Origin of the sequence: Salinivibrio sp. IB643 (assembly GCF_001996105.1) — a bacterium.
GTDB classification, from domain to species: Bacteria; Pseudomonadota; Gammaproteobacteria; order Enterobacterales; family Vibrionaceae; genus Salinivibrio; species Salinivibrio costicola.
In genome coordinates this window covers 1-18870 of the sequence record NZ_MUFF01000038.1, presented here as the reverse complement: position 1 = coordinate 18870, position 18870 = coordinate 1, and the positions used below count along the sequence as shown (strand labels likewise).

At 48.5% G+C, this 18870-nt stretch carries 16 protein-coding genes; 6 read left to right on the top strand and 10 right to left on the bottom strand.

Going from position 1 to position 18870, the window contains the following annotated elements:
• Positions 1-96: 96 nt before the first annotated feature.
• Complete coding sequence (locus BZG77_RS13145; protein ID WP_077647573.1) at positions 97-690, top strand: outer membrane beta-barrel protein; 594 nt, start codon at positions 97-99, stop codon at positions 688-690.
• A gap of 63 nt (positions 691-753) precedes the next feature.
• Here BZG77_RS13145 and BZG77_RS13140 read toward each other — a convergent pair whose 3' ends face one another.
• The 5 genes from BZG77_RS13140 to BZG77_RS13120 form a co-directional block, all read right to left on the bottom strand.
• Entirely contained in the window at positions 754-1578 is an 825-nt protein-coding gene (locus BZG77_RS13140) for a Cof-type HAD-IIB family hydrolase (RefSeq protein WP_077647572.1), read from the bottom strand.
• Between the two features lie 60 nt (positions 1579-1638).
• On the bottom strand, positions 1639-2112 hold the full coding sequence (locus tag BZG77_RS13135; RefSeq protein ID WP_077461171.1) for an NYN domain-containing protein: 474 nt from the start codon (positions 2110-2112) through the stop codon (positions 1639-1641).
• A gap of 137 nt (positions 2113-2249) precedes the next feature.
• Entirely contained in the window at positions 2250-3998 is a 1749-nt protein-coding gene (locus tag BZG77_RS13130; RefSeq protein WP_077647571.1) for a formate--tetrahydrofolate ligase, read from the bottom strand.
• 248 nt (positions 3999-4246) lie between these two features.
• Positions 4247-5920 (bottom strand): methyl-accepting chemotaxis protein, encoded by a 1674-nt coding sequence (locus BZG77_RS13125; protein ID WP_077647570.1) that lies wholly within the window; start codon positions 5918-5920, stop codon positions 4247-4249.
• Positions 5921-6185: 265 nt separating this feature from the next.
• Complete coding sequence (locus tag BZG77_RS13120; protein WP_198532419.1) at positions 6186-6716, bottom strand: class I SAM-dependent methyltransferase; 531 nt, start codon at positions 6714-6716, stop codon at positions 6186-6188.
• A 137-nt stretch (positions 6717-6853) separates the two neighbouring features.
• On the opposite strand from BZG77_RS13120, the gene BZG77_RS13115 reads away from it, so the two are divergent.
• Entirely contained in the window at positions 6854-9238 is a 2385-nt protein-coding gene (locus BZG77_RS13115; RefSeq protein ID WP_077647568.1) for a DEAD/DEAH box helicase family protein, read from the top strand.
• Positions 9239-9293: 55 nt separating this feature from the next.
• On the top strand, positions 9294-10634 hold the full coding sequence (locus tag BZG77_RS13110) for an ABC1 kinase family protein (protein ID WP_077647567.1): 1341 nt from the start codon (positions 9294-9296) through the stop codon (positions 10632-10634).
• Positions 10635-10666: 32 nt separating this feature from the next.
• On the opposite strand, the gene BZG77_RS13105 is transcribed toward BZG77_RS13110, so the two are convergent.
• Entirely contained in the window at positions 10667-11608 is a 942-nt protein-coding gene (locus BZG77_RS13105) for a Gfo/Idh/MocA family protein (RefSeq protein ID WP_077461162.1), read from the bottom strand.
• A gap of 137 nt (positions 11609-11745) precedes the next feature.
• Here BZG77_RS13105 and BZG77_RS13100 point away from each other — a divergent pair, with 137 nt between their 5' ends.
• Both BZG77_RS13100 and BZG77_RS13095 read left to right on the top strand, forming a co-directional pair.
• On the top strand, positions 11746-12078 hold the full coding sequence (locus BZG77_RS13100; RefSeq protein ID WP_021024518.1) for a DUF3392 domain-containing protein: 333 nt from the start codon (positions 11746-11748) through the stop codon (positions 12076-12078).
• Between the two features lie 140 nt (positions 12079-12218).
• On the top strand, positions 12219-13490 hold the full coding sequence (locus tag BZG77_RS13095) for a DASH family cryptochrome (RefSeq protein WP_077647566.1): 1272 nt from the start codon (positions 12219-12221) through the stop codon (positions 13488-13490).
• A 74-nt stretch (positions 13491-13564) separates the two neighbouring features.
• Here BZG77_RS13095 and BZG77_RS13090 read toward each other — a convergent pair whose 3' ends face one another.
• The 3 genes from BZG77_RS13090 to BZG77_RS13080 form a co-directional block, all read right to left on the bottom strand.
• On the bottom strand, positions 13565-14212 hold the full coding sequence (locus BZG77_RS13090; protein WP_021024516.1) for an esterase/lipase family protein: 648 nt from the start codon (positions 14210-14212) through the stop codon (positions 13565-13567).
• A gap of 80 nt (positions 14213-14292) precedes the next feature.
• Positions 14293-15609, bottom strand: a complete 1317-nt coding sequence (locus tag BZG77_RS13085) for a YjiH family protein (RefSeq protein ID WP_077647565.1) — start codon at positions 15607-15609, stop codon at positions 14293-14295.
• A 401-nt stretch (positions 15610-16010) separates the two neighbouring features.
• Positions 16011-16805 (bottom strand): hypothetical protein, encoded by a 795-nt coding sequence (locus BZG77_RS13080; protein WP_028569789.1) that lies wholly within the window; start codon positions 16803-16805, stop codon positions 16011-16013.
• A 251-nt stretch (positions 16806-17056) separates the two neighbouring features.
• Here BZG77_RS13080 and BZG77_RS13075 point away from each other — a divergent pair, with 251 nt between their 5' ends.
• Positions 17057-17392 carry an HI1450 family dsDNA-mimic protein gene (locus BZG77_RS13075; RefSeq protein WP_077647563.1) on the top strand — a complete coding sequence of 112 codons (336 nt, stop codon included), beginning with the start codon at positions 17057-17059 and terminating at the stop codon, positions 17390-17392.
• Between the two features lie 111 nt (positions 17393-17503).
• On the opposite strand, the gene emrD is transcribed toward BZG77_RS13075, so the two are convergent.
• Positions 17504-18715 carry a multidrug efflux MFS transporter EmrD gene (emrD, locus tag BZG77_RS13070; protein WP_077647562.1) on the bottom strand — a complete coding sequence of 404 codons (1212 nt, stop codon included), beginning with the start codon at positions 18713-18715 and terminating at the stop codon, positions 17504-17506.
• Between the last annotated feature and the right edge of the window lie 155 nt (positions 18716-18870).

Below are 18870 nucleotides of genomic sequence, written 5' to 3'. Positions count from 1 at the left end.
GTGCCAAATAGATCATAGATCTCATAGAAGAATAGATAATATTGATATTTGGATGTGAATATATAGAATCTCAAAAAAACTGAAGGAGAATTTGAGATGCGTTCAATTTTTACATTATCTCTTCTCGCATTTTGCTTGTCATCTCAAGCAATGGCGAATGTAGAGGAACAAAAACACCAAAAAACAAAGGATGATATTTATGCCGGTATCCAAGCAGGTCAGTCATCTGCTGATTGGGACATTCTTAATCAAGCCCAAAGTCAAGGTGTAAATGTCGACGAAACCGACTTTGCTTATAAACTTTACACAGGGTATCGCTACAAAAATGCTGCGATTGAGTTTGGATATTCAAACTTAGGTTCGGTTGAGGCTGCTGTACCAAACGCAAAAGCTGAAGTAGAAGCAGACACCTATAGCCTCTCAGCTATTGCATTGATGCCGATGAATGACGAGCTTTCATTTCATGCAAAATTCGGTTTTCATGCTTGGGACGTCACTGCAAAGGCTAATTCAACAAAACCTTTATTCACAGGAAGTGCACGCGCTTCGGATAGTGGTAAAGATCCCGTTTATGGCTTTGGCGCTATGTATGATTTAGGTAATTACCGCTTCCGTTTAGAAGCTGAACGTTACGAAATTGATAAGGTTGATGTTGACTTTATTTCCGCTGGCTTAGCGTATAAATTTTAACAATTTATTTATCCGGCATTCAGAAAATAGGACGAGTTCAATATTCGTCCTATTTTTTTATTTTTACGCCACTGAGCTATCTACCGCTAAGACAAACTTTTCGATTGCTTTAGCGACACCGTGGTTATCGTTACTGTCGGTAATATAATCCGCGATTTGCTTGGTTGCTTCCATCGCATTAGCCATGGCAATTCCAAGACCCGCATATTCCAACATCGCATGGTCATTTTCTGCATCGCCCATGCAGATCACTTCGTCGGGGTGAATACCTAAGTGTTCTGCAATTGCAGCGACCCCCGCCCCTTTATGACTTGCTGGGTTTAGAAATTCAAGGAAGAAGGGCGCACTTTGCACCACCGTAAACTCCTCGCGCAGCGCTGCGGGTAAAGCACTGATCACTTCATTTAACTTGCTTGGCTCCGCCACCATCAACACTTTAATAATGGGATGATCATCGCTTAGAGTCTCGAAATCCATCACGGTGATATCAAGCCCGTTGATGTTGGCCTCAATGTCGGTATACGGGTTGAGCGCAGGGGTGATCAATCCGTGCTCGGTACTAAAGGCATGCACATAGGCACCTAATGTTTCAGCATGTAGAGCGAGCGCTTTCGCAGCTATACCGTCTAGCCCCTTTTGCAAGATCACCTCGTCAGTCCCCACGTTTTTCACCATCGAGCCGTTGTAATACAGCACAAAGTCTTTATCTGAATGAATATCCAACTCATCCAGCTTAGGTTGCATGCCTTCAAGCGGACGGCCAGATGCCAACACCACGGCCACCCCTTTGTCACGCGCGCGGGCAATGGCCTGTTTGTTTTCAGCCGATATTTCTTTATCGCTGTTTAACAAGGTGCCATCCATATCTAGGGCGATTAATTTGTACATCGTCAACTTACCTCAACATCAAATTCAAAACGGAATGGATTCCCTCAGCCTTAATCGGCTCTACAGCAATAAGCTATCGTCAATGGGAATAAAGCGATCAACGCTATTCACGAGGGAGTTGGCACTTAACGCAGGCACTCCAAACACGAAGGCTTCGGTATGATAGCGCTCGCGAATTTTGTTCATCAGCAAATCAAAATCGCCATCACCAGAGAGCAGAACCACGGTATCGACATCCGGCGCAGCTTCCATCACATCAATGGCAATGCCCACATCCCAATCGCCTTTGGTGCTACCATCGGCGCGTTGAATATAAGGTTTGAGCTTCACGGTAAAGCCAATGTGCCGCAGTGCATCTTGAAATTTGATTTGCTGATCATCGTCACGACGAATGGCATAAGCATACGCGGTAACCACCTCACCCATTTGGCTCAGCGTGTGCCACAACTGGCGATAGTTAAACTGGCGCCCGTAGGCTTGGCGTGTGGTGTAGTAGATATTTTGAACGTCGACAAAAACCGCGATTTTTTTCAAGTCAGGCTCACAGTCGGTGGGAGAATTGAAGCCAAAGAGGATACCACATCACGCTACCGTGACGACACTCACAACGTGGCCGCGTCTAGCAAAAACAAAAAAGCCGCTGATAACAGCGGCTCTCGCGAGGGGCATCATTAACTCAACCCAACAATATTACCCTCATCATCGAGGTCAAGTTTCATAAACGCCGGTTTTTCCGGCAATCCGGGCATGGTCATCACATTGCCGCATAAGGCATAGACAAATCCGGCACCGGCACACAATTTCAACTCGCGGATCKGTACATCAAACCCTTGCGGCGCGCCTTTAATCGTGCCATCCGTTGAAATTGACAGCGGCGTTTTCGCCAAACACACAGCTAAATCATCAAGGCCTTGTTGCTTAAATTGTTGCAGCTGCTGCTTAGCAACATCACTGAGCGTGACACTCCCTGCACCGTATCCGACTTCAGCCACGGCCATCAGCTTTTCTTCTAAGCATTGATCGGCTGAATACAAAGGCCTAAAGGTCGAAGGAGCGGCACATTGAGCCATGACTTTCTTTGCCAGTTCACGCGTGCCCTCGCCGCCGTGAGCAAAGCCCTCACTGACGGCAACTTGTACCTGGTTGGGTAACGCCTCGATCATGGCTTTTAATGTCGCAAGCTCAGCATCGCTATCTTGCGGGAAACGGTTGATTGCGACCACCGCCGGCACACCATATTGATTTACATTGTTGATGTGCCACTTCAGGTTTTCAAACCCTGCCACCAATGCTTCATGATCATCCGCAAAAAGTGATTCTGGTAGTGGTTGCCCAGGCAAAAAGTTATAGTGCGTTGAGTTGGCCTTTAAGCCACGTAATGTGGCCACAATCACCGCGCAGTCTGGTGCTTTACCGGATGCTTGCGCTTTGATATTACATGCCTTCTCAAATCCCATGTCTGAGCCAAATCCCCCCTCGGTGACGGTATAATCACCCAGCTTAAGGGCAATGTTATCGGCAATAATCGACGAATTACCATGGGCAATATTGGCAAAGGGGCCGGCATGAATTAGCGTCGGCACGCCCTCTAAGGTTTGCATGAGCGTGGGTTCAATTGCCGCTTTCATGCTTACCGCCATCGCCCCCGCCACTTGCAAATCTTCGGTGGTGATCGGCTCACCGGCATGACTATAAGCCAACACAATGCGGCCAATGCGCTGACGTAAGTCACGAAGATCGCTTGCCAGCGCCAGAATCGCCATTAACTCAGAAGCTGCTGAGATATCAAATCCGCCCTCTCGCTCATAGCCATTAATGGTTTTTCCCGGCTCATTTTTGCCCACAGTAACCATGCGCAAGGCGCGATCGTTATGATCCATCACCCGCTTCCACACCACGCGATTCGGATCGATGTTTAACGCTTTTAGTCCGCTTCGAGCTTCAAAGTCGTCATAGCCCAAGCGCTGCTCGTGATAGATGCGCGCGTCAATCGCGGCAGCGGCCAAATTGTGTGCAGCAGTGACGGCATGAATATCACCGGTTAAGTGCAGGTTTAGCTCTTCCATCGGGGCCACTTGTGAATAACCGCCTCCAGCCGCGCCGCCTTTTACCCCAAATACCGGCCCCATCGAAGGTTGACGAATACAAGCGGTCACGGATTGGTTGAGTTTCGCTAACCCTTGCGCCAGGCCGATGGTGGTCACCGTTTTACCCTCGCCCAGCGGCGTTGGGGTAATAGCGGTAACCACGACCAACTTGCCAGTTTGATTAGGCGCGAGGCGCTTCAAACAATTGAGAGAGACTTTGGCTTTGTGGCTGCCTTGGGTTTCAAACTCTGCTTCAAGCAAACCGGCTTGCTTGGCAATGGTAGAAATGGAAGTCAGTGTGGTGTTACGACAGATTTCGACATCAGATAGCATGAAACCCTCTCAATAGAGTATAAAATAATCACGTAAACGTTTGCGTGAAAATGATACCGCTAAAATGACCGTTGTAAAGCGAAAGAATATCACAACTAATAGGCGAATCGAGAAGAGCAATGTTCAGAGTATTTGGGTGAACGGCAACTACGGATGAATAAACGTGAGGTGGTGACAAAAGCGTATATTTAAGGCTGCCAAGAAGCGCTATCGTTTCCAACTTGGCAACCTATGTATGCTTAAACCGTTTACGCGACTTTAAACTGCCCCACCAAGCTGTCGAGATCGCGTCCCAATGTACTGAGTTCGGTTGCCACGTGTGACGACGCCTCGCTAGCATTGAGCAAACTGGCCACAATGTCGCGAATGGATACCAAATTACGATGGATATCTTCAGTAACCGTGGTTTGCTCCGAGGCGGCGCTGGCAATTTGCGTCGTCATATCATTTACTTGCGAAAACGCGGCACTGACTGCAGTGATCCGCTCGCCAATGTCAGCCGAGGTGGTTGCCATGCGTTGACATTCTTGATCGCTTTCAGCAATGGTTTTCACCGCACTATCTACATGCACATGCAGGCCATCGAGCATGTCACGGATCTCATGGGTACTGGTTTGAGTGCGACTGGCCAAGGTGCGTACTTCATCAGCCACTACCGCAAAGCCTCTCCCCTGCTCACCCGCACGGGCCGCTTCAATCGCCGCGTTTAGCGCCAGTAGATTGGTTTGCTCGGCAATCTCACCAATCACAGACAGCACCGAGGTGATTTTGTCCGACTGGGCTTTAAGTTGGTCCACCTGCCCGCTCGACTCAGCCATTTTCGCTACCAACCGCTCAACCGACGCGATAGATTCATGCACTTGGGTTTGTGCATTCTGGGCGTCTTGGGTGGCAGACGTCGCGGCATCGGCCACCTGGGTAGTGTTTTGCGCCACTTCCTGCGCAGCAGAGCTCATCTCTGTGACGGCGGTGACCACTTGTTCAGTTTCGTTATCATGAGTGTGTAGCGTCTGCGCCACGGTTGTCATCTGCTGAGCCATCTCACTGGCGGTACTGTTCACCTGTGCGGTCGCCTGTGCTACCCGCTGAATAGTCTGCTGCAGTTTATCAACAAAGCGATTAAAGGCATGACCGAGTTGGGCAATTTCATCATGACCATGCACGTGCAAACGCTGAGTAAGATCCCCCTCGCCACTGGCAATATCATTGAGCTTATCGAGCATATTTTTCACTGGCTCGCCAATACGCTGTGCGAACCAGCTCACCAGCAACACCGTGATAATCACCGTGCCTAACCCAAGCAAGATTAAACGTAATATCTGCGCATCCAGTGCTTGCCCAGCTTCAGTGCGGTAGGCTGCGACCTCTCGCTCGATATCATCGGTGTAGGCACCGGTACCAAGTAACCATTGACCATTATTGACCATTACCGCGTAGCCGACCTTATCAATCAGCTGATTCGCACCTGGTTTATCAAACATAAAATTAAAATAACCATCGCCTCGCTGTGCGGCACCCAACAGCCCTTGAATCACCTTGTTGCCTTTTGGATCGGTCAAATCAATCAGGWTTTTTCCTTCAAGTGCTGGCTTTACAGGATGAAAGACATTCACACCCTGTTTGTTATAGATAAAAAAGTAGCCCGAGTCTCCAAACTGCACATCGGTGAGCGCCGTTTTCAATTCGGCCAATCGCACCTGGCTGTTGCCTGGATTGATACGTCTTACGATATTTTCTGCCACCTGAGTAACTTCTTTCAGTTGTTGTTTGCGCTCGTTGACCAACTTCTCCCGAAACGTGGCAATATTATCCTCTATCAATGTCTGCTCGTTATGGGCGGTAACCGTACTCACAATCAAGGTGGAGGCGATCAGCGGCACAATGGCAAGCAGCAGTATTTTTGTTTTAAACATCAGCTTCATTAGCAATACCTTATTAGACTACTTTTGTTATCAAATATTACTACTTTGCTAGACAGGATAAAATCTAACCCGCTGTTTTACGCACAAAAATATTAGGGTTATTGCAAAAGCTGTGATGGGGGTTGGATTGGACGAATCGCTATGCCATTGAGCCGGCTCTGTTGTCTATCGATGCCGTTTAAGCTTACAGCTAAAAAACGCCCAATCGAAGGGCGATTTTCTGGGCACTATATCTTTCCTATATTTTCGGCATCATTCTATGGCGTTAAATAGTGGCCTCTTCGGGCTTAACCAATATAGCATTGAACCACATCGTTACATTTTGTGGCCGATTATCTGATGTAAGCCAGATTTTTTCTATAGTTAAACCACCAGCATCTCGGATAGTTTGGTCAAAACGCTCTTCATTCATATCCGTAAAGTGACGTTCTCCTTGTTGACGCTCGGAGTCACCGTATTTAAAGCTCRCTATAAATTTTCCCTCTTGTGAGAGAAATTGTTTTAGATGATTAAAGGTTGCTGGCAATTTTTTGTACGGGACATGGAGCAAACTTGCGCAGGCCCAGATAGCATCAAAGTGCCTTTGAGTGGTGTACTCCATGAATGTACAACAATGTACAGTCTGCCCAACAAGTTGCGATGCCGCTTCCGACATGGCCTTGCTTGCATCAAATGCCTCAACGTCAAACCCCATTTTTTTAAAATTCAGAGCATCACGTCCAGAACCACAACCAGCATCAAGAATGGCACCTCCAGCTGATAACGATGGAACCACCTGCTGATAGAGATTCCTCATGTCAACCTCTTGAGTTGTAATTATAAAAGTGTCGGCATGCTCGTTATAGTAGTGAATGGAAGATTTAACTGTATTACAGTGTGTCATTATTCGGTCATCCATTTTGATAAAGCTCGTCGTTAACAGGAAATAGCTCAGTGCAAGGACAAAAAGTTTCAAGTTTAACTCAACATCCGGATGTTCTCACGACCGGACTGCAGCAGCCCTTATTACCTCAACTACTCCATGCTATCAACCATGCCAGTGAAATAGAAATAACGGTATCCTTTATCCGTCGTAGCGGTCTTAACCTGATTTTCGATGCCCTCCATGAAGCGATTGAACGAGGAGCAAGCCTCAAGATATTGACATCTGACTATCTACACATCACCGATCCAAAAGCACTAGAACAGTTACTCAGTCTGCCCGGGGGCGAGCTAAGAATCTATCAGTGTCAACCTAATGATGGCTTTCATATGAAAGCGTACATTTTTATCTGCAATGAACAAAGAGAGGGCTGCGCTTTCATCGGCTCAAATAACCTCAGTCAACAAGCATTGACTAGCGCCCATGAGTGGGCCTTACGCTATGACCTCATTGCGGACAACAACGATAGTCAAAATCAGTTTTACCGTATACGTGAGGCATTTGATCATATTTTCCATCACCATCAAACCGCCGAGCTCACATTTGAATGGGTGCAACACTATATTGCACGACGAGAACCGCCTCAAATCACTCACTTTTTTCCTTCAGAGAAAAAGGACGCTTTTTATCCAAGACCAGACCAAGAAGTCGCTTTAAAGGCTTTGGCTGACACTAGAGAGCAGGGGTATCTTCGGGGTTTGGTTGTCTTAGCGACAGGAATGGGCAAAACGTGGCTGAGTGCTTTTGATGCGCAGCAAATACAGGCTAAACGCGTCTTATTTGTTGCTCATCGGGAAGAAATTTTAAGACAGGCTCAAGATACCTTTTCTCAGCTACTCCCCCACTACAGCACGGGACTTTACGCCAGCAAAGTACGTCAGGAAAATGCTGACTGTTTATTCGCATCCATTCAGACCATCGGGAAACAAGAACATTTAGCTCAGTTTGATCCGCATCATTTTGATTACGTTGTAGTCGATGAGTTTCACCATGCGAGTGCACCAATCTACCGCGCCTTACTCGATTACTTCAGACCTCAATTTATGCTTGGCCTTACCGCAACACCGGAGCGAAGTGATCAAGCCGATATCCTGAGTCTGTGTGATAACAACCTTGTATTTGAGCGTAATCTGGTTCATGGCATAGATAGTGGCGCTTTGGTGCCTTTTTATTACTATGGGATCTGGGATGGGCATGTCGATTACACCTCGATTCCTTGGCGTAATGGTAAGTTTGATCCAGAAGCTTTGGAATATCAGTTTGCCAGTCAAAATCGAGCAAAACATGCTTTTGAAACCTGGAAGAAGTACACTCAGGAACGTACTCTAGCATTCTGTATATCCACCAAGCACGCCGATTATATGGCAGCTTATTTTAATCGTCATGGCGTCACATCTGCCGCCGTTCATAGCAAATCACATTTGCGCCGAAATCAAGCACTATCCATGCTAAAAGATGGACAACTGAAAGTCTTGTTCACCGTTGACCTGTTTAATGAAGGGGTTGATTTACCTGGCATTGACACTGTAATGATGTTGCGCCCCAGCGAGTCTAAGATTATTTTTCTGCAGCAACTAGGTCGTGGCTTACGATTAGCAGATAATAAAACTCACCTGGTTGTTATGGACTTTATCGGTAACCATCACAGCTTCCTATTGAAGCCTATGGCTTTACTCGGAACCTCAAATATCCGGGAAGCCATTAAGAAGATTAAATCACCTGAACTTCCGAAAGGCTGTTATACCAACTTCGACCTTGAAGTGACCGATTTCTGGCATAAATTAGCAGAACAACAGCGCACTACAGCCTTACAAGACTTGCTTTACCTGGAACAAAAACTGGGACATAGACCGACCGCAGCAGAATTTTATCATGAGTACGAAAGCCTTAAGAAGGCAGATAAGCAGCACGGTAGCTGGTTTGAACTGGTGGCTGCTCACGAGAAAGATGACAAAGAAACGCAGAAGCTAATCCCATATTTTGAATTTCTGCGACAGGGCGTGCAAAAAACAAGCATGACCAAATGCTTTAAAGCGATAACATTGCAGGCTTTTATAGCACTCGATGGCCTAAGTACGCCCCCAAGCCTGAGACAATTAGCAGAAAAAAGCCGGTCTCTGTTGCAGCATTACCCTCACCTTGCTGAGCGCGACATCCTTGCGAAAGTGAAAGAAGAGCCTGCAAATTCTGCCGCTTGGTTAGCTTATTGGAAAAATAATCCGATAGCTGCTTTTACCAAGGAGACGAAAACTTCACCAGCATGGTTTCGAATCGAAAAGGATCACTTTGTACTCAGCCATCCAGTTAGACAGGAAGATACTGAAGTACTGAGTCACGCGATAGTAGAACTTGTTGACTACTTACTGACGGCTTATAGCGAGCGTAGAAAGCAGTAACCCCCAACCAAACCATTCCTCGGTTTATACCGTACACTTAGTGGGTGATAAGGAGATGGTTATGAAAAGCAGCAAGGTTCCGCATGGTAAGTTTTCTCGCTTTGGTGCGCTGGCTTCAATAGCCGGGCGGGTGGCGTCGAATGTGGCGTGGGAAGGCACGAAGCAGTTTGCCCAGGGTAATCGGCCAAGTCGTAAAGATTTGGTGATGTCACCGGCCAATATTGCCCACGTGGCCGATAAATTGGCAGATTTACGCGGCGCGGCGATGAAGGTGGGTCAACTGTTGTCGATGGATGCGGGCGATTTGATCCCGCCAGAGCTCAGCGATCTGCTCGCGCGGTTGCGTAATCATGCCACGCCTATGCCGCCAGCACAGCTTAAAGCCGTGCTTAACGAACAATGGGGCGACAATTGGCAAGCAGAATTTACCCATTTTCGCTTCTCTCCCATCGCGTCAGCTTCCATTGGTCAAGTGCACGAAGCGTATACCGATGCCGGTGACAAAGTGGCAGTGAAAGTACAATATCCACGCATCAAAGACAGCATTGATAGCGATGTCGACAATGTCATCACTCTGCTGCGTTTGAGTGGCCTTATCCCCAAAGAGGCGAACTACCAAGCTTTGCTCGATGAAGCCAAGCAACAGTTGCATGACGAAGCCGATTACCTGAAAGAAGCGCAGTCGCTTATCCGGTTTGGTACCCATTTAAAAGACGCTGACGGCTTAGTGGTGCCTAAGGTACACTCAGCTCTTACCTCGGATCGCATTCTAACCATGAGTTATATGGCGGGTGAACCCATTGAGCAGCTTGACCGTGCTTCAGAAGCGGTACGCCAGCGGGTGGTAAGTCGTTTGTTCCAATTGCTGTTTGAAGAGGTGTTTATGTTTGGGGAGGTGCAAACCGATCCGAACTTCGCTAACTACTTGTATCAGCCGGACACGGGCCGCGTGGTATTGCTCGATTTTGGCGCCACGCGTCAGTATGCACCGACGTTTACCGATGGCTATCGTAAGCTGTTTTTGGCGGCGATAAGAAAAGACAATGCAGGAATTGAAGCGGCGCTAACTCAGATTGGCTTTTTTGCTGAGCATATTTTACCCGATCAAAAGGCCAGCGTACTTGAGCTGGTGAACACCGCTTGTGAGCCCATTGCTGCCGATGCGCCCTTTGCGTTTGGGCAAGCAGACTTAGCCACGCGCTTACGTAATCGCGGCGTCGCCTTGAGTATGGAGCAAGGCTATTGGCATACGCCGCCGGCCGATGCATTGTTTTTGCATCGTAAAATTGCAGGCTTGTATTTACTGGCCGCGAAGTTAGATGTCACCTTAAATGTGCGTGCATTGTTAATGCCCTATTTAACCGGCGAGACACAGACTGAGACAGCGCAAGTTTAATCCCGCTGCGCGCCGGGAACGGCATGTTCGATTTAGTCACTATCGCGCAATGCGTCGCAGTACACCACAAGATCGTCGGCGGTCCAATGGGTTGAGACGTTACGCTGAGTCAGTGAGGTTTCAACCCAGCCTGCGCTGACCACCTCAAACCAGTGAGTTAGCATTGCCTCAAATCCTTTGCTCGCCTGCATACCGGTCCAATCTGGGAGGCTAAGTTGAGTGATCACGTTGTCTTGCATGCGTTCGCCTCGGGTAAAGCCATCAAAGAAATAGCACTCATTACGATACGCAGCGGCAATGGTTTCTTTGGTGGCACCGTATTGGCGATTCATGCTGGCTTCAAACAAGCTATTATCACGGTGCCAGCGCACATCTAATCGGCCGAGTAACCCTTCACCAAATTGCGCGAACACGTCTAAATCATCAATACTCATGTCGCCATGTACATTAATACTGTCGAGCGGATGAATAAAGTCGTCAAAAATAAAGCGGCGTGGTGCATCAGGCAGCGCATGGCGGTGTTTTTCCCAGCGCAACGATAACAACGGTGTACCTAACTCATCTTCCGGACGCTGATCGTTCAGGTGGGTGTTTAACAGTGGCAAATAACGGCGATTAAACCCGACAAACAACGGCGTTTGGTGTTGCTCAGCCAGGTTAAATAAGGTTTCAACGTCTGCGCCTGAAGGGGCAACGGGCTTATCAACAAATACCGGCACGCCAGCTTCGAGGCAGGGACGAATCAAGGCCGCATGCGAGTCGGTCGCGCTATGGATCATCACCCCATCCACACCAAGCGCCAAGCATTCATGGATGTCGGTGGCCGTGTTCGTCACCCGATATTGATGTGCGAGCGCAGCCAACTTTTGGCTATCACGGCTACACAAGACCCAATCTAACCCTGGCCAATTGGCCAATAAGGGTAGATACGCTTTTTGGGCAATGTCGCCAAGCCCGATCGATGCGATCTTCATGCTTTCTCCTTACGTCGTGCGCGCCAGCCAGCTGTAGCCCAACCGGATGCGGCCCAACCGAGTGCGGCCTCAGTCAGCGCTGGAAGTCGCCAGCAGAAATCAGTAACCTAGCCGCATTCTACACAGTGTTTATCATTATGAATATTTTAATCTCTTGGCTCTCTCAGGCCGGTGCGTGGTTAACGCCTTGGCTAAATGATATTGCGATGGCTATTGTCGCGTCGCTTTTGGTGGTGTTTGGTAATGACATTAACCGTACCCTACGCCGTTTATTAACCGGACACCATTTTATTGTTCGTACTCTGGTATTTGTGGCAATCAATGCTTTTGGTTACGGCGCTTTCATTATAGCGGTGTCGCCGTGGCTTGCGGGTAAAATGCGTGGATGGCCTGATCATTGGCTGTTTGCCGGCTTAGTGGCGACCTTTATCTTTATCGGGATGTGGGCGCAGCGTCAGCGCCAAATCTAACCGCCCGATAGCCCAGCCCCCTTCCCTGTGATACCCAATCATCCACTTTATCGTATGGCTGTTTAATTACTAAGCAGCCATACTGTGTAAGCAATCCGATACTGGTATCACAGCGTATTGGTGAGAAAAAGGAGATTGGTATGCAACGTGGACTCATGTGGTTTCGCCACGACCTTCGAATACACGACAATCCTGCGCTCGCTAATTTGGCCTCAAGCTGTGACACGCTGACCTGCGTGTTTGTGATTGATCCGAGCTGGTCACGTGCAGATCATTTTCAAAGCAAGCATTTGGGCCCTCAGCGCGAGGCATTTTTGTGGCAAAGCTTAACGGAGCTGCACCGCGCCTTAGATGCCATGGGGCAAAAGCTGATTATTCGTACGGGCAACCCGCTGGAAGTGGTGGCGAACCTGTGTATGGATCATGAGTTTGATCTGATTGGCGTCACCGACCACCCTGGTACGCGTGAGCGCCATCAGGTAGACACCTTAGTCAGCCGCTTTCCGCAGCGGGTGGTGGTGTCCGATGCGCATACGCTGTTTACACAACACCAGTTACCGTTTGATTTACCTGATATCCCGCCAACGTTTACGCAGTTTCGTAAAGCGGTCGAAAAGAAAGGGATCCAACCGCGATTACCCTTGCCGGTGCCAGAGTCATTACCGGCGCCCTTGACTGGCATGACATCTGAGCCGGCACCACTGTCCGACCGTCGCATTTCCCCGTATCAAGGCGGTGAAATTGCCGGCCGCGCCCAATTGAATCATTTCTTATGGGATACGCACCGGGTCCAGCGTTATAAAGAAACGCGTAATGGTCTTGATGGGTGGGCGTTTTCTTCGCGTTTATCGGCTTGGCTAGCCAACGGTTGCTTGTCGGTACGTTGGGCGGCCGCGGAGTTAAACCGCTATGAGCGCAATGTCGAGCAGAATGAATCGACCTATTGGTTGTATTTTGAGTTGTTATGGCGCGAATATTTTCAGTGGATGCTGTATCACTACGGTGCGCGCTTTTTTCGCTTTAAAGGTATCGCCAATAAACGTCCTCTAACCACGTTTTATGCTGAAGCCTTTATGGCATGGCGCGAAGGCAGTACCGATTTCCCGATTGTGAATGCCGCCATGCGTCAGTTAAAACACACTGGGTGGATCTCTAACCGTAGTCGCCAGTTAGTCGCCAGCTGTTTAATTCACGAGCTTGGGATCGATTGGCGTTATGGCGCGGCGTATTTTGAGCAGCAGCTGATTGATTTTGATGTGGCGGCCAACTATGGCAATTGGCAATATTTGGCGGGTGTAGGGGCTGATCCCCGCGGCAGCCGCCGATTTAATCTCGACAAGCAAGCCGCGCAATACGATCCTGATGGCAGCTTTGTCGCCAAATGGCTAACCAATGAAGAGCCCTTATATTGATGGTGAGGATAATCCGATACTACCCCTTTATTTACCAAGTTACCCACTTATTTACCTAGTAAAGCGTCGTTCGCTTAGTCTCTCGGCTCGCCGGCTTTTTCGCAGGCGGGTCGGTAGCTATCAATAATCGCGCTCACTTTATCGCTCACCCGGCGTGAGAATAATAAGGCAATGTGGGTAACCGGGTACACATCGTGGCTAGTCATGCCTTCGATTTTTGTTTCTTCAACCAACACGGTGCCATCACAGACTTGTTTTTTTAACAGCATAGCCGCGGGGCCGAAAGGACAATCTCCGGCGAGGCTGTGTAACGGTGGCAAGTCGACCCAAGGGGTAACGGTATCTGGGATCAACAGGTGCTCACTGCGTTGAAATAACCAGCCGCCCCACCCAAGGTCACCAAATAAGCGGGCAAGTTGAGCACCTTGGTGCGGAGTCCCTAGGGTGATCACAGCACGAACGTTTATCGTGCCAGACGAGAGGCGCTCGGTTTGACGCTCAAGGTAGCGTCGAATAATCAGCCCACCCATTGAGTGACCAATAAGAATGGCGGGCGCTTGCCCAATAAACGCATCAATTTTAGCGTTTATCTCATCGAAGTCTGGGTTCAAGGTGTTATACGAAAGGTTCAGCACCTGATGGCCCTGTTTTTCCAGCCGCTCACACAGGGGGATCAAAAAGATGCCGTGCATGTATAAGCCGTGCAATGTCACAATTTTCATCCCGTCTCCCTTTTTAAAAAAAACGCCTCACCCTTCATCGAGTGAGACGTCATTGTGTTTTACTCGCGCGCTATCATCCGTTAGAAAATCAAATGGGCGATACCTGCAACAACGGGAAGCGTCACCAGGGTACGCAAAATAAAGATCACAAACAGCTCCCACAGTTTTACTGGAATCTTACTGCCGAGCAAGAGTGCACCTACTTCGGAGATATAAATCAGCTGAGTGACCGACACGGTTGCAATCACAAAGCGGGTCATTTCGCTTTCAATGTCTGCCGCAAGAATAGCCGGGATAAACATATCAGCAAAACCGATCACCATGGTCTCGGACGCCTTCACCGCATCAGGAATGTGCAGCAATTCAAGCAGTGGTACAAAGGGTGCGCCAAGAATACTAAAGACGTCGGTATATTCTGCGACCATCAGTGCCGCGGTTCCGATTGCCATCACCACAGGCAAGACACCGAGTACCATGTCGACAGCGTTTTGGGCGCCCTCTTTGAGCACGCTGTTCACCGAGCGGATTTTCTCGGCACGGTTGAGGGCACAATGCAGGCCATAGCTTAACGTAGAATACCCTTCTGGTAATGTTTCCTCGTCACCTTGTCGCTCTGAGTTATCGATTAACGCATCTTTTTTCCAGCATAAAGGAGGCAAACGTGGCACCACTATTGCCGCCGCAATCCCGGCTAAACATACAGTGAGATAGAACCAGGTAAACATATGCATCAAATTAACTTGTGCAATCACCACTAAGCTAAAACTGATCGATACCGCTGAGAAGGTAGTGCCGACAACCGCCGCTTCTCGCTGGGTGTAAAAGCCCTGCTCATACTGTTTACTGGTCATCAAAATGCCGACACTACCGTCGCCCAACCAAGACGCCGCACAATCAACGGCCGAGCGCCCCGGCAAACCAAACAGTGGGCGCATGACTTTGGTGAACACCGCGCCCAACAACTCCAATAAACCAAAGCTGGTTAGCAGGGGTAACAATAAACCGGCAAAAATGAATACCGAAAGCAAGGTAGGCAGCAATTCATTAAGCACAAACGCCCCGGTGGTTTCGCCCATGATCACTGGCGTACCGATCCCATAAAACGCCATGATGACAAAAACAGCGCCAAATATACGAGTTGCCAACCAAATGGGGGTTACGTTGAATAAGCCATTAAGGAAGCCATGACGTGTGATCACGACAGGTTTGGTCAAGGTAACCAATACTGAAACAACGGCACTCAACACCACTAAGGCAGTGACGACCGCGGTTGCACTATTACCTAACAAGTCCAACACAGTGCTGGCCATCACCGCAATAGGGATAGTGACACTGTCGCCGAAAGTAATGGGTGTCATGAAAAACAGCAACCCAAGCAGCGATGGGATCGCGAACATCAGAATATTTCTCGTCGAAGGTGCCTTCTTAGAGAGTGTGTCAGTTTTTTGCATACGTCTGAATCCTGAATTTTTATTTATCTCACAGCGAAAACCAACCACTTTGGCGATTAATTATTCACTCACTGTGACTGACTGGCATGCAGATTATCGAATCACACATAAGATGTAAATAACTATTTAGTCATAAATACTGAATAAATACATCGTAAAAGTCGATTCGCCATGCCATTTTCTGGTTTCATAGTTCAACAAACTCTCTTTTGTGAAAAGTTTGTTACACTGTTTTATTGACCAAGATCAGATTCTGTTACTCATTTGTAGGGTATGAGGTGGGTTAGCTCACAGAATAAGCCTAAATATAATCAACCGATAAGGCGCAAACTTGCCTTCAATGCCTGTTAACCAATTTTAAAGTCAATACGGGCATATTCTTTGATCAACCAATCACCAAAGTCATTGAGGAGGGTCATAACAGCACGTTTTTTTACAGGTTTGCGTTCTAGTAGTATAAAAAGTCGCTCAATTGCGGTTTTCTGGGCAGGATAATGTTTGATAAATGCGTCGGCACACTCTTCTAATGACTCACTCCAACGTGCTTCTTTATGCATAACTAACCCAAATGCGGCGCGTATTAAGGTATCGGCGATCGATTGTGCGACGTTGAGCTGGGTATTCCAAGTTGTCGCGGCGGTCACCTTTTGCTTGGCGCGCGCAAGCTTTTCCGATACGTCTGGATTCATGGCTTTTGCCACTTCCCAACTGGCTTCGAACAAGCCAAAACTAAGAGAGAGATCTTGTCCATACAGGCAAATCGCTCTGTGCTTAAAAAAGAAGCCCCAATGGAAGACTTGCGACAGATCGCTAACATGTGACACTGTCACTATGTCGATATGGCAATCACTGATCACTTTGCTATGGCTGGTTTTCAATCGCCACAACAAGGTATTTAACGCATTAGATTGATCAAGCGTTAACGCCTGTTGGCACACAACGGTCAGTGATAACACCGTTTCTTTGACGACCGCACGGCGCCAGACAATATCACCACTGATATACACACTGTGAAGCCGCTTGCCAAGCAGAGCACGCAGCTGTTTCACCGCTTTGATCATCACGGGAATAAATTCAGATTGGAATGGCGCGCGCCGATCGGGCTCGGGTAAATACGCGGTTCGAGATTGCAACTGAGTCACGACTTTTACACACGGTTGAACAGGCGCGCTATTGTTGGTCATCTGTATTAACAAATCAACGCTCTAACAACGGTTCTGCTTCAATTTTAGTCAGTCTCTGTGATAATCACCAGAGTGGTTCGCTGTGCATGGTTTAGGGGGGTGCAATGCGAATCTCTAGAGCCATGCCCCACTCTTGGCGTTTTTGATAGCAGAGATGCCACCTTGCGCATGTTATAGTGCGACCATGCACACCCCAACGAGAGATAATTATGACGCAACACAACCTGCTTAACTTAGAGGATATAATCGAGACCGCGTTTGATATTTTTGCCGAAATGGCCCCCGACAACTTGGAGTATGACGATTTGCTGCTTTTTGAATCTCGGTTTGAAGACGAAGGCGGTGCGATTGTGGTCGAGGTTAACAGTGACTGGCCTGAACACGTGGGCGCTGATATAGATTTATCTCAGTGTGCAGAAGTGCAAATTGGACTGGCCGGCGACGAAGTGCTTAAACCTGTATTCGCGCGCATGCTGATTAGCCGCGATATCGATAATAAATTCTGCCATATGCTGTGGAACCGAAACGGAAAGCAGTTGCATTAATGTCCTTACGCTTATCTTGAGGCTCTCAAGCGCATTCAAACTTAACAGTAACGGCAGCCCTTTCACTGCCGTTGTTGTCGGTTTTACGGGTAATCACGATATTCTGACCGATTAATGCGCGGTGAGCGAAGCGTGATCATCGCCATGAGTTTCTGCGTGATAGCTGATGAATAGCCCGATCGTGGCGAGTGTGCCGAGTATCAGCATGATTGCCCCCAGAGAGAGTTGACTTGCCACGCCCAACTGACTTGCCACCAAGGTGACTACCCCTGCCAAAAGGTTTTGTGTACCGCCTAAAATCGCGCCGGCGGTTCCGGCATGATGAGGGAACGGGCTAATTGCACCGGTGCTTGCCGCGGGAAACAGAATGCCTGCTCCGGCAAAGTAAACACAGCCACCACCAATCAATGCATAAAGTGACACCTCACCCATTAGGCCAGGTAAGGTGATCAATCCTGCCCCCATCAGAGCGAGGACGCTGCCCAGTGCCAACGTGGCATAATAGCCCAGGCTGTCGGCGAATCGGCTTGATAGTCCCGCCCCCACTAAGTAAGCAGGAAGTGGTACCACAAAAAGCAAACTAATCATACGCGGTGATAACGCCATGGTATCGGACATAATCACACCTGCCGCTGCTTCAAACAGAGAGACACCGGCAAACACAGTCACGAGGCAAAGCAGATAGCCTCTAAAGCGACGTGAGCCCATAACATGGCGGTAACGTGTACCAAAGTGACCGGGTTGACGTGACTCACGTGGCAATGTTTCGGTAAATCGCAGCGTCATGATCGCATACACGGCAATGCCTAGTAGGAGCAAGAAAAAGTAGCTCGCGCGCCAGTTTAAAGCTTCGGTTAAAAATCCCCCGAGTAGCGGCGCAAGTAAGGGAGAGAAAATCAGTCCCATACTGACAAGGCTATTAGCGCGGTGCAGTTTAGCACCAGAAAAACAGTCTCGCGGGAGTGTACGCGCCATGGCGCCGCCACAGCCAATGCCAGCACCTTGAACGACGCTGCCAATCAAAAAACCGTTAAATGAGCTCACCAGTAAGGTTACGCCGGTACCCACTAAAAATAGTACCAGGCCGGCCAATATCACGGGTTTACGCCCTACTCGGTCAGACACGGCACCATAAATGAACTGCGATAATCCGTACGGAATCAAATAACAGGCCATGACTGCTTGTAACCGTGACGCTGACACCGCAAAGTCCGTCGCCATCACGCCAATAGAAGGTACATACATGGTTTGGGTCATTTGCCCAACCGCTGCCAACATCACGATCAATAGCAATAGCTTGCCCATAGGCATTGCCGAGGACATACCAACACTCCTAAAAATTATTATGCGAAATAAACATTGAAAAACGAAACAAGATTGAGGTTAAGGACATAACCTCCGGGAACACCTTGTTTACGGTGAGGGAATGATAGGCTTTGCAGGCAAGGTAAGCAATCGACGTTTAGCGTCACCACCCC

Coding starts and splice junctions, on each gene's coding strand:
- BZG77_RS13140 (WP_077647572.1), bottom strand. CDS start 1,578: ATGTACAAATTAATCGCCCTAGATATGGATGGCACCTTGTTAAACAGC.
- BZG77_RS13075 (WP_077647563.1), top strand. CDS start 17,057: ATGACGCAACACAACCTGCTTAACTTAGAGGATATAATCGAGACCGCG.
- BZG77_RS13095 (WP_077647566.1), top strand. CDS start 12,219: ATGCAACGTGGACTCATGTGGTTTCGCCACGACCTTCGAATACACGAC.
- BZG77_RS13110 (WP_077647567.1), top strand. CDS start 9,294: ATGGTTATGAAAAGCAGCAAGGTTCCGCATGGTAAGTTTTCTCGCTTT.
- BZG77_RS13100 (WP_021024518.1), top strand. CDS start 11,746: ATGAATATTTTAATCTCTTGGCTCTCTCAGGCCGGTGCGTGGTTAACG.
- BZG77_RS13145 (WP_077647573.1), top strand. CDS start 97: ATGCGTTCAATTTTTACATTATCTCTTCTCGCATTTTGCTTGTCATCT.
- BZG77_RS13090 (WP_021024516.1), bottom strand. CDS start 14,212: ATGAAAATTGTGACATTGCACGGCTTATACATGCACGGCATCTTTTTG.
- BZG77_RS13105 (WP_077461162.1), bottom strand. CDS start 11,608: ATGAAGATCGCATCGATCGGGCTTGGCGACATTGCCCAAAAAGCGTAT.
- emrD (WP_077647562.1), bottom strand. CDS start 18,715: ATGTCCTCGGCAATGCCTATGGGCAAGCTATTGCTATTGATCGTGATG.
- BZG77_RS13085 (WP_077647565.1), bottom strand. CDS start 15,609: ATGTTCGCGATCCCATCGCTGCTTGGGTTGCTGTTTTTCATGACACCC.